Annotated in this window: 9 protein-coding genes and 1 CRISPR repeat array; of the genes, 8 read left to right on the top strand and 1 reads right to left on the bottom strand. The window is 33.9% G+C overall.

The window, feature by feature from the left end:
* Nucleotides 1-307 precede the first annotated feature (307 nt).
* Nucleotides 308-702: direct repeats of the CRISPR family, unit length 29 nt; unit sequence GTGTTCCCTGTATACACAGGGATAAACCG.
* A gap of 318 nt (nt 703-1,020) precedes the next feature.
* The 5 genes from prfA (at nt 1,021) to A9G36_RS05705 (ending at nt 8,328) form a co-directional block, all read left to right on the top strand.
* Nucleotides 1,021-2,106, top strand: coding sequence for a peptide chain release factor 1 (gene prfA, locus A9G36_RS05725; RefSeq protein ID WP_065569369.1), 1,086 nt, complete (start codon nt 1,021-1,023; stop codon nt 2,104-2,106).
* On the top strand, nt 2,103-2,939 hold the full coding sequence (gene prmC, locus A9G36_RS05720) for a peptide chain release factor N(5)-glutamine methyltransferase (RefSeq protein WP_065569368.1): 837 nt from the start codon (nt 2,103-2,105) through the stop codon (nt 2,937-2,939). Before prfA ends, prmC begins: the two co-directional genes overlap by 4 nt.
* A gap of 16 nt (nt 2,940-2,955) precedes the next feature.
* Nucleotides 2,956-3,810: a 3-deoxy-8-phosphooctulonate synthase gene (gene kdsA, locus A9G36_RS05715; RefSeq protein WP_034946047.1), complete on the top strand. Its 855-nt coding sequence runs from the start codon at nt 2,956-2,958 to the stop codon at nt 3,808-3,810.
* Nucleotides 3,811-4,228: 418 nt separating this feature from the next.
* Nucleotides 4,229-5,644, top strand: coding sequence for an OprD family outer membrane porin (locus A9G36_RS05710; protein WP_202807429.1), 1,416 nt, complete (start codon nt 4,229-4,231; stop codon nt 5,642-5,644).
* Nucleotides 5,645-5,655: 11 nt separating this feature from the next.
* On the top strand, nt 5,656-8,328 hold the full coding sequence (locus A9G36_RS05705) for a beta-N-acetylhexosaminidase (RefSeq protein WP_065585492.1): 2,673 nt from the start codon (nt 5,656-5,658) through the stop codon (nt 8,326-8,328).
* Nucleotides 8,329-8,419: 91 nt separating this feature from the next.
* Here A9G36_RS05705 and rraB read toward each other — a convergent pair whose 3' ends face one another.
* The gene (gene rraB, locus A9G36_RS05700) at nt 8,420-8,818 is read right to left on the bottom strand and encodes a ribonuclease E inhibitor RraB (protein WP_034944952.1); all 399 of its coding nucleotides are present in this window, start codon (nt 8,816-8,818) and stop codon (nt 8,420-8,422) included.
* A gap of 70 nt (nt 8,819-8,888) precedes the next feature.
* Here rraB and rnm point away from each other — a divergent pair, with 70 nt between their 5' ends.
* The 3 genes from rnm (at nt 8,889) to rluB (ending at nt 11,441) form a co-directional block, all read left to right on the top strand.
* Entirely contained in the window at nt 8,889-9,725 is an 837-nt protein-coding gene (rnm, locus tag A9G36_RS05695; RefSeq protein ID WP_218055770.1) for an RNase RNM, read from the top strand.
* Between the two features lie 104 nt (nt 9,726-9,829).
* Nucleotides 9,830-10,450: an L-threonylcarbamoyladenylate synthase gene (locus A9G36_RS05690; RefSeq protein WP_065569366.1), complete on the top strand. Its 621-nt coding sequence runs from the start codon at nt 9,830-9,832 to the stop codon at nt 10,448-10,450.
* A 115-nt stretch (nt 10,451-10,565) separates the two neighbouring features.
* Nucleotides 10,566-11,441, top strand: coding sequence for a 23S rRNA pseudouridine(2605) synthase RluB (rluB, locus tag A9G36_RS05685; RefSeq protein ID WP_065569365.1), 876 nt, complete (start codon nt 10,566-10,568; stop codon nt 11,439-11,441).
* Nucleotides 11,442-12,376 lie beyond the last annotated feature (935 nt).

Below are 12,376 nucleotides of genomic sequence, written 5' to 3'. Positions count from 1 at the left end.
TAATTCAGAGGATAATAAACCTTGTATGATCGTAATTGTGTAAAAAACACACCATAAATAAGTAGGGCAAAGCTCACGCTAATACGAAAGTAAAAGACAATATTTTTTGTTTAGGTACATTCGAATATTTATATCTTTTTGAATTTAAATTAAAAATTGGTGTTTCTTGGTGGAACGATAGAAATTGGAAAAAGCCTACTTACGACTTATTAAAAATCAATAAGTTAAAAATCTTTAAAAATTTAAAAAATCTGGTAGAATTTGTTGGTCGTTATAACTGTAAATAAAACAGATAGCTACAATTAGAGTGTTCCCTGTATACACAGGGATAAACCAGCATAATCAATGGGTGCACATTGGGTTTAGTCGTGTTCCCTGTATACACAGGGATAAACCGAACAGGAATTAGAGCGAGCAATAGCAATAGTTGTGTTCCCTGTATACACAGGGATAAACCGAAAAATAATATTTTTTCTGCTATAAATTTTTTGTGTTCCCTGTATACACAGGGATAAACCGGCATTTACATTAGACGGTATTACAGGTATTTCGTGTTCCCTGTATACACAGGGATAAACCGCATTGTGGACTGGTGATACTAAAAAAATAAAAGTGTTCCCTGTATACACAGGGATAAACCGTAGTACCGTTATTTGAGCGCAATAACAATTAAGTGTTCCCTGTATACACAGCGATAAACTGAATATGTAACTTGTTCTCCTAAACTAACATTGCTAAAAAAATAGGCATTGATTCTACAGTCAAAAAACTTTGCCATAAATATGGAATCGGTACCTCAATTTTTCTATAAATGGCGAGAAAATACAGTGAAATGAAAACATCAGAAATCAAACTTTTAAAAGAGTAAGAAACAAAATCGAAAGTTTAATATGTTTATATTTTTCAGCTGATTATTGATATGTAAACTATTGACATAGTGACGAAACTGTATTTCCAAGGCAATTAAGTATATAATACCTTGCAAATTCAATTAATGATTATTACTAAACTTATACTTTTATGAAATCTTCAATTATCAGTAAGTTAGAAGCTCTACAAGAGCGTTATGAAGAGGTTCAAGCATTATTGTCTGACGCATCAGTTATCGCCGATCAAAATCGTTTTCGTTCTCTTTCTAAAGAATATTCACAATTAACCGATGTCGTTAAATGTTTTACTGACTGGAAACGGACGCAAGAAGATATTGAAACAGCTAAAATGATGTTGTCGGATCCTGAAATGAGTGATATGGCTCAAGAGGAATTAAACGAAGCCTTAAACCGCGTTGAAAGTTTAGAAAAACAACTTCAAGTTTTATTATTACCTAAAGATCCTAATGATGACTATAATTGCTTTGTTGAAGTTAGAGCTGGAACAGGAGGTGATGAAGCCGCTATTTTTGCAGGTGACTTAGCCAGAATGTATACTCGCTACGCTGAATCACGCAATTGGCGCGTTGAGATCATGAGTTCAAATGATGGTGAACATGGGGGATACAAAGAAGTCATTATGCTGGTTAGCGGTGACGGTGTTTATGGTAATTTAAAATTTGAGTCAGGTGGGCATCGAGTGCAGCGTGTGCCAGAAACCGAATCACAAGGTCGTATCCATACTTCTGCTTGTACTGTGGCTGTTTTACCCGAGATCCCTGAAGCAGAAATGCCAGAAATTAATCCAGCCGATTTAAAAATTGATACTTATCGCTCCTCGGGCGCAGGTGGTCAACATGTTAATACTACTGATTCAGCAATTCGTATTACTCATATTCCAACTGGAATTGTGGTTGAGTGTCAAGATGAGCGTTCGCAACATAAAAATAAAGCTAAAGCGATGTCAGTTTTAGCTGCGCGTATTCAAGATGCTGAAATGCGAAAACGTCAACAAGAAGAAGCTTCAACAAGGCGTAATTTATTAGGTACAGGCGATCGTTCAGATCGAATTAGGACGTATAATTACCCACAAGGGCGAGTTACCGATCATCGTATTAATTTAACTATTTATCGTTTAGATGAAGTCATGGAAGGTAAGTTGGATATGTTGGTTGAGCCGATTATTCAAGAATATCAAGCAGATCAACTTGCTGCTTTATCGGAACAAGATGAATGAACTACCTAGAATGGCTTAAATATGCTTCTCAAACACTAATTGAAAGTGAAAGCCCAAAGCGTGATGCTGAAATTCTATTGAGTTTTGTTACTCATAAAACGCGAACATTTTTAATGGCTTTTAGTGAAACATTACTAACAAGTGATGAATTAACCGCTTTAGAAGCAAATTTAAGACGCCGCCAAAAAGGTGAACCTATTGCCTATATTACTGGTGAAAAAGAGTTTTGGTCTTTAAAATTTAAGGTTTCTAACTCAACGTTGATTCCAAGACCAGATACCGAAAAGTTGGTTGAATTAGGGTTAGAATTCTTGCCTAAAGTGCCTTGTGAAGTATTAGATTTAGGTACAGGAACTGGTGCTATTGCGATTGCTATGGCAACAGAGCGACCAGACAGCTTATTTACGGCAGTAGAAAAAAATCGAGATGCGTTAATACTTGCACAACAAAATGCAACCCAAATTGGGGTTGATAATGTTTATTTTTTGCAAGGTGATTGGTATAAACCGATTAAAAGCCGTAAATTCTCGATGATTATCAGCAATCCACCTTATATCGAACCTTCAGATATACATTTATCTCAAGGTGATGTACGTTTTGAGCCAAAAAGTGCTTTGGTTTCAGAAGATAAAGGATTGGCTGATATTAGATTAATCGTACAAGGTGCAACCAGACATTTAACTCAATATGGTTGGTTACTGATTGAACATGGTTGGAAACAAGGTGAAGATGTTCAAACGATTTTTAAACAACACGGATTTCAGTTAGTTGAAACCTTTCAAGACTATAGTGGTAATGATAGAGTAACCCTTGGTCGTTGGTTTAAACCTTAATTAGGAAAATTTTATGATGCAGCAAAAAAGAGTAAAAGTAGGTGATATCACTGTAGCTAATGATTTACCATTTGTTTTATTTGGTGGCATGAACGTGCTTGAGTCGCGCGATTTAGCGATGAAAATATGTGAACATTATGTCACAGTGACTAATAAACTTAATGTTCCTTATATTTTTAAAGCTTCTTTTGATAAAGCTAATCGTTCATCAGTACATTCTTATCGAGGTCCTGGTTTAGAAGAAGGAATGAAAATTTTCCAAGAACTTAAGCAACAATTTGGTGTTAAAATCATTACCGATGTCCATACTGAGCAGCAGTGTAAGCCTGTAGCTGAAATTGTTGATGTTATTCAACTCCCTGCTTTTTTAGCAAGACAAACCGACTTAGTTGTTGCTATGGCAAAAACTGGTGCCGTGATTAATGTCAAAAAGCCACAATTTGTTAGTCCTGGGCAAATGGGGAATATTGTCGAAAAGTTTGAAGAAGCAGGTAATGATAAAGTGATCCTTTGCGATAGAGGTAGTTGCTTTGGATATGATAACTTAGTTGTTGATATGCTTGGTTTCAATATTATGAAAAAAGCTAGTCATGGCTCGCCTGTCATTTTTGATGTAACACATGCGCTTCAGTGCCGTGATCCTATGGGTGTTTCTTCGGGGGGGCGTAGAGGTCAAGTTACTGAGCTTGCTCGTGCCGGTATGGCTGTTGGTATTGCTGGACTATTTTTAGAATCACACCCAGATCCAAACAATGCAAAATGTGATGGTCCATCGGCCTTACCATTAGCTAAACTTGAACCTTTCTTAAAACAGGTGAAAGCGATTGACGAATTAGTTAAAAGTTTTGAAGAACTTGATACTGAAAAATAGTTTGAATGAGTATGTTTTCCTAGTTAAAAGAAATATCAATTTTAAGGTAGTTTAAAAGTATATTTATTAAAGTTTTAAAAGAGAAGTTTAAGAAATTTCTCTTTTAAATTTCTATTTATCCCCTATTATACTCTTCATTTTTACAACATCTTATTATTTTTTATAATTTAATTGGTTATATAAAAATTTACACAATATTATTATTAAAACTTAATACTATACTTTTTAAAAGTAAAAGAAGTTGTGATATTTATCGAAAAAATCACACAAAAAAATACTATTTTGGTGATTAGGATCACGATTATAGGTTATCTAATTTGATAATCTAAATATATATAGTTACTCTAACTAATTAAGATAAGTTAGATGCTGACTTATCTTACTGTAGATTAAACAAAGTTGTTTTAAGGAAGCAGATATGAATTTATGTAATGCATTAATAGTGCCTCAGTCATTAAATCATTTAACCAAATTGATTTTATTTTTATCGCTGCTAACAAGTATTGTACCTGTCCATGCTATTTATTACAGTAATTTTGTTAAAGATTCTGAATTGACAGGAAATGTATTTTTCTGGAATCGTGATAGAGAAAGAAAAAATGTTGAAGAACATAAGTATGAAAAAAATCTTAGACATACGTCATTTAATACCAATTTGGATTTTAAATCAGGGTATATTGCCAATATGTTTGCTGTTAACCTAGGAGGTTATGGCGCTTGGGAAGTTAGTAATGGTGGTAATGGGCATCCGAATGAAATAGGATTTAGTGGGGCAAATACTCGTTGGAAAGAAGATTACAAAAAAGACGTGAGTGGGCTTAGTTTTTATAAAGCTCAGGTCAATTTTAAAATTGGTGAAGCTTTTTGGATGAATATAGGTTATATACAACCTTCAGGTCAAACCTTATTAGCTACGCATTTGAGTTTTTTACCTGGTACTTATCGTGGATTAGAATTGGGTACCACATTGAGTTTTGAAGATGCTGGTGAATTGTCAATGTCCTATATGTGGGCGGATCGATATAAAGCACCATGGTATAAGAGACTTTATGAATTTCGTGAGTGGGGTGCAGGAAAGGAGATTAGCTACTTGCATTCAGTTGGTTTTAAGTATGATTTTAAAAATAGTTTAGTTCTAGAAGGTGCTTTTGGTCAATCTCATAATTATATGAATCAATACTTTGGTAAGGTTTCTTATGAAACCAAATTGTTTGATAACCCTTTGGCGATGAGTTATCAGTTCTATGGTGCAAAGGATCAGTCACATGCTGGAATGAATGTGTATGACGGTTTAGCTTGGTTACAGTCTGTGACTCTAGGTTATCAAATCGGAGCAGTAGGTTTAAGGCTTGAGGGTGTAGCCGTAAAAGCTAGAGGAGAGCAGGGCTTTTTTTTACAACGTATGACGCCTGATTATGCATCTTCAAATGGTCGTTTGGATGTTTGGTGGAATTCTCGTTCTGATTTTAATGCCAATGGTGAAAAAGCCGTATTTGCTGAAGCAACTTATGATTTTAGCTATCTATCACATTATCTTACTGGTTGGAAAACTGGAATATCTTATGCTTATGGTTGGAATGCAAAGCCAAGCACTAATCCTGATTTTAACCAAAAGCAACGCTTAATAGAATCAGCATATAATTTTGATCTGGGTTATACAGTTCCAAATGGATGGGTTAAGAATACTTCCTTCCAATTACATTATACCAAATATAACAATCATACTAATATACCAAGTTGGGATGGTGGATATGGCAATATTTTTCAAGATGAACACGATATAAAGTTCATCATAACTATTCCATTTACCGTTTTTAATGCTAAACAGAAATAGGTAATCACATTATGAAAAAGTTCAAAATTGCAGTTCTTGCAACATCGATTGCATCTTTATTAAGTATCGGGATGATACAAACTGCTTTTGCATCTCAACCGATTGTGGACTCAATCAGTTCCCAACTTAGTGTAAAATACACTGTTAACGATAATCAAGCAGGTGAACATGGTATTAATTGTGCTGCTTTAGGAGCTGATTGGGCGGCTTGTAATAGGGCGACGATTTCCCTAACTAATCAAGGTGCTGCAATTAATGATAACAACTGGGCTATTTATTTCAGTAGTATCCGTATGATTTTATCTGTCAATAACGATCAGTTTAAAATCACGCACATTACTGGTGATTTACACAAAATTCAACCAACAGAAAAATTTACGGGTTTTCCAGCAAAATCAACGATTGATATTCCAATTGTTGGTGAATATTGGCAATTAAGTGAAACTGATGTTATTCCTCGTTGGTATGTAACATCAACGGACGCTAAACCGAAAGTCATAAAGAATACTGATACCGAAATGTTAGCTAATTTTGTGTCACCAATTGGTGACAATTGGAAGCGTACACCAAATGATCATAATATTTTAATGACGCCAATAACAAGGTTTGAGCGCAATACAGATGTGCAAATGCTTAATGCGGAAGCTTTGCGGGGGCAAATCCTTCCAACACCAACTAAATTGACTGTGGGTAAATCGGATATTACACTCGACAAAAAAGGTGTTAATCTACAATTGCAAGGGCTTAATCGAGCAAGCTTTTCAGTATTAAGTCAACAATTTAAACGGCTAGGTATACCATTAACCCTTCAGGGGTTTAAAATTGAAGCCAATATTGATTCTTCAAAGTTTAAAAATGCTTTACCTGGAGCTTATCAACTTAATATTATAGACAAAAAAGCGACCATTACAGCTGTTGATGAAAGTGGCATTTTTTATGCGGTACAATCAATTCTTTCATTGATTCCAGTAAACAATAAACCAACTATAGCTAGTATTAATGTTGAAGATTCACCACGTTTCGAATATCGGGGTATTATGCTTGATGCCGGGCGTAACTTTAAAAGTAAAGATGTGATTCTACGCTTGCTTGATCAAATGGCTACATACAAATTGAATAAATTCCATTTTCATTTAAGTGATGATGAAGGCTGGCGAATAGAAATTCCTGGCTTACCAGAATTGACATATGTAGGTAGCCAACGATGCCATGACCTAAGTGAACAAAAATGTCTATTACCACAATTAGGTTCAGGTCCTAATAATGATAATTCAGGAAGTGGCTATTTTAGTCGAGAAGATTATATTGAGATTGTTAAATATGCTAAAGCTCGTTTTATTGAGGTGATACCAGAAATTGATATGCCTGCCCATGCCAGAGCGGCAATTGTTTCTATGGAAGCGCGGTACAGCCGATTAATGTCAGAGGGCAAAGAACAGCAAGCGAACGAGTTTCGTTTAGTTGATCCAACCGACAAATCTAACACCACAACCGTTCAATTTTATGATCGCAAAAGTTATCTTAATCCATGTTTGGATTCGTCTAAACGCTTTGTCGATAAAGTGATTACTGAAATTGCGAAAATGCATAATGAAGCAGGTCAGCCTATTTCAGTTTGGCATTTTGGTGGTGATGAAGCCAAAAATATTCGTTTGGGGGCCGGATATCAAGATATTAATGTATCACCTAAAGTAGATGGTAAAGGATTGATTGATCAGAGCATTGAGGATCACCCTTGGGCTAAATCACAAGCATGCCAAACCTTGATTAAAAAAGGAGCGATTAAAGATATTGAGCATCTACCAAGTTATTTTGCAATTGAAGTGAGTAAAATTATCAAAAATCACGGTATTAATCATATGCAAGCATGGCAAGACGGCGTGAAATATGCAAAAAATGCTAAGGCGTTTGCCGTTGATAAAGTTACCGTTAACTTTTGGGATGCACTCTATTGGGGCGGTTATGACTCAGCAAGCGAATGGATCAATAAAGGTTATCAAATGGTTATCTCTAATCCAGATTATGTATATCTCGATTTTCCATATGAAGTAAATCCTAAAGAGAGTGGTTATTATTGGGGAACTCGATTTAATGATGAACGTAAAATTTTTAGTTTTGCGCCTAATAATTTACCGCAGAATGCTGAAACTTCAACTGATCGCGACGGGAATGCATTTAGTGCCAAAGGTACCATGAATTGGTTTGACAGTTATGGTTTGTCGGCTCAATTATGGAGCGAAATTGTTCGTACCGATGTTCAAATGGAATACATGATGTACCCAAGATTATTGGCAGTAGCAGAAAGAGCATGGCATCAAGCTGATTGGGAAAAACCTTACTTTAAAGATCGTGAATATAAACAAGGTGAAACACATTATGTAAATCAGAAATTGTTATTAAAAGATTGGACACGGTTTGCTAATTTGGTTGGACAACGTGAATTAGCGAAATTAGATTTAGCTGGGGTTGATTATCGATTACCTATTCCTGGAGCTAAAATTGAAAACAATAAACTTATTGCCAATATTATATTTCCTAGTTTAATTATTGAATATTCCGTCGATAATGGTAAAAATTGGCATCGCTATACTGATCCGGTTGCAATCTCAAAAGGGGATGTAGTATTTGTACGAAGTACTTTTGCTGATCATAAAAAAATAAGTCGAGTTGAACAAGTAAAATAATTAAAATAATTATAAAGTATTAGTAATGGCATTTACCATTTTATTTGTTAACGGAATAAAATGGTAAATATTTTTAAAATTTATTATAAAATTAATGCAGTGTTTCGTTTTCGACATCACTTTCATCAAGCATATCATCACTGCCGTCTTCGAAGTAAGTACCCCATCCATCATAATTTACACCAAATTTTTGGGTTAATGTTATAATTTGAGCTATCTGAGCATTAATTAATTCTGCATTAAGAGGGGTTTCGGCGATAATGTCAAAACCAATAACAAGATTACCAAAATCATCTACATCTTCATCTGGATCGGTTGCTTCATAACCCAATTTATAGGCTTCGATGGCAACTTTTTCAAGCTTATCAAAGTTCTCGGATGAAATATGATGCTCAATTAAATAAAGTGCATGGGGATCACTGCCATCTTCTAAAAGTTCTTCGATAATCGATTGAGTATCTTGTTGGGTAAGGAGAATTTGATCTTTCATAATATACCTTTTAGTGGTCGTACAAATTGTGTGGTATATTACACGTTTCAAAATAATTTTCGAGAAAAAAGTGATCGTTGATTTACATTCTCATACTACAGCATCAGATGGTGTTCTAACACCAAGCGCCCTGGTTAAAAGAGCAGTGGAAAACCAAATTAATGTTTTGGCTATTACAGACCATGACACTGTTAAAGGATTGGCTGAAGCGAAAAAAACTATTGAACATGAGAATTTACCAATTAAGCTAATTTGTGGTGTTGAAATATCAACTAATTGGAAAAATAATGAGATTCACATTGTCGGGTTGAATATTAATATTGATCATGCTCAATTATTAGATCTTTTACTATCCCAAGAACAAGCTCGAATTCAACGCGCGCAAACAATTAGTGCAAAATTAGCTAAATTAAATATTGATAATGCTTATGAACAAGCTAAGCAGTTTACTAAAGGTGATATTGTTTCTCGAGCTCATTTTGCCCGATTTTTAGTTGCTGGCGGGTTTGTTAAAGATGTGAAGCGAGCATTTAAAAAATATTTAGGTAAAAGTGGATATGCTTATGTTCCGCCTAATTGGTGTAGTATTGCAGATGCTATTAATGCTATACATTCAGCAGGAGGTCAAGCAGTATTAGCACACCCAACACGTTATGATTTAACGGCGACGAAATTAAAATTATTAATTAGTGAGTTTAAATCTGAGGGAGGAGATGCGATTGAAGTCTCACAAAGCAGGCAAATGCAAGATGATTTGCAAAGATTAGCAAAGTTAGCAAATGAATTTGGATTGCTTGCTTCACAAGGATCCGATTTTCATGACCTTGTTAATTATTTAGATTTGGGAAAAACAAAGCCTTTACCTGATAGTGTGATACCCATTTGGCATAATTGGATGCTAAATTAATATGGAATAAAATTGCTTTAAGTTAGTGTGCCATTAAAATGTATTTGGTGGAAATTTTACATTGTAAAAGTGTTTTAAATCAAATATTGATATAGAAGAATATTATGAGCCAAATTTTTTATATACATCCTGATAATCCACAAAGTCGATTATTGGAGCAAGTTGTTAAGATCTTAAAAGATAGTGGCGTTGTTGCTTTTCCAACTGATTCTGGTTATTCACTTGGGTGTTTAATGGACAATAAAAATGGTGTTGATCGTATTTGTAAAATACGTCAGCTCGATAGGTGTCATAATTTTACCCTTATGTGTCGTGATTTATCAGAATTATCTTCTTATGCTTATGTGGATAATATTATTTTCCGTCTATTGAAAAATAATACTCCAGGTAAATACGTTTTTATTTTGCAAGCAAGTAAAGAAGTTCCACGTCGTTTAATAAATGAAAAAAGAAAAACCATTGGTTTACGTATTCCTAATAATAAAATTGATTTAGCTCTACTAGAATTATTAGGTGAACCTTTAATGACAACAACACTGATTTTACCAAATGAATATGAAGCGCAGTCTGATCCTGATGAAATTGAATATAAAATAGGGCAACAGCTTGATGCAATTGTTCATGGTGGTTATATCAGTCAACAACCTACAACGGTTATTGATTTAACCAATGATTATCCTGATGTGATTCGTTATGGTAGTGGTGATATAAAACCTTTTAAATAGTTGCTGGCAGTTGCATTAAGATATCCAAAATATGAATTAAACCTAAGCCAGTCTTAGTTTTTTACGCAAAATAGATAGTGATTAATTTGATACCTGTGAAGGTAACGAGGAAAAAATGAAAAAAGTAACTGACAATACTGAAAAGTTGCAAAAAGTTTTAGCTAATTTAGGTAATGGCTCACGTCGTGAAATTGAAGCGATGATTGCTGCAGGAAAAATCAGCGTTGATGGTAAGATTGCAACGTTAGGGGACAGGGTTGATATAAATGCCAACCCAAGAATTCGGATTAATGGTCATTTGGTCCAATTAAGAAGTAAACAGAAAGAAGTTTGTCGAGTTTTAGCCTATTATAAACCGGAAGGTGAAATTTGTTCGCGCAACGATCCTCAAGGGCGCGCAACAGTATTTGAACGGTTACCACGCTTAAAAAATGCCCGTTGGATAAATATTGGACGTTTAGATATTAATACATCTGGACTATTGTTATTTACCACCGATGGTGAACTCGCTAATCGCTTAATGCATCCTCGCCATGAGATAGAACGTGAATATGCAGTGCGAGTATTTGGTAATGTTACTGATCAACAAATTAATCAGCTACGCAAAGGTGTGCAATTAGAAGATGGACCAGCATCGTTTAAATCGATTAAACCGCAAGGTGGAGATGGACTAAACCAATGGTTTAACGTAGTTATTACTGAAGGGCGTAATCGTGAAGTTCGCAGAATGTGGGAAGCTATTGAGGTACAAGTTAGTCGGTTATTACGTACCCGTTATGGTAATATCAAGTTACCTAAAGAGTTATCACGTGGGACATGGATGGAATTAGATATCAATGCGGTTAATTATCTACGTGAAATAGTTAGTTTGCCTCCAGAAGTAAAATCTCTTATATCAACTAAAACAGATAAGAGAATGCTAAGGTTTAAGCGTACAAAATTAAATAGAATACCAAGAAAATTTACTGCTAAAAAAACAACAAAGATGTAAATTTTTGTTACTCCAATAAGTATAAATAAAATTATTGGGATTATTATTTTATTTTTCTAACTTTTCTTTCACAGCCCATTAAAAATTTTTAATAAATTTGCTGTATATTTAGTAATCTAAAATTTACCACAACTTGAAGAGATTTATGAAAAAAACATGAATCTCATTTATTATCTATCCTTTTGTTTAAACTGATCAGAAAAAATTATGATAAATGTTGGTAAAGCCTATAAAATTATTTTCAATAGCATTGGCAATTTTTTAAATCCTATTATTTAAGAAGTAATAAGTATACTTGCTCAAGTGTAGTACAGTTACTTGTGAATAAATTCAAAATTAAGCCAACCCTCTGAAAATGTTAAAATACATTTAATAGATGAATTTATTAAGTTAGGTTTAATCTTGTCTGATTTTTGTATTGTAGTTTATCTGTTTGCTAGTGAAGCCGAAAAAACACACTAAAAATGCTTATAAGAAAAGCGTTTCTGATTTTTAAAAGGTCGATAGCGATGATATATAGTAAGTTAATAAAATTAAAACAATTATTAAATATTAGGGACATTACTTAAGCACAGTATGATGCAAGAAAAAAGTATGTTGATAAGCGTTAATTAAGGAATAGCAGAATGAAAACATTTTAGCCAATCTTTTTATGGCTTTTATTTTAATGTTGTCACTACGGATAATATTATTTATATTGAATATAATTGTATTTCAATATGTTGATATAACTAAAATCATTTTAACAATTGTAACTATTTTTGTTAGTAGTTATGTCTTGTTTATGTTTTATTTTTTAATAAGAGAGAAAATCGTTATGAAAAAAAGATAATGTAGCTCAAATCTTAAAAAATAATAATTTTTGAATTTTAGTGCTGTAGGTTAAATTTGCAATTAAATAGTTATATTCATACTAGGTTAAAAAGCCAACTTGA

Origin of the sequence: Gilliamella sp. Choc6-1, from assembly GCF_001690385.1 — a bacterium.
GTDB lineage: Bacteria > Pseudomonadota > Gammaproteobacteria > Enterobacterales > Orbaceae > Gilliamella > Gilliamella apicola_A.
The sequence above is the reverse complement of the archived record's forward strand: the minus strand, read 5'-3'. Positions and strand labels throughout refer to the sequence as shown.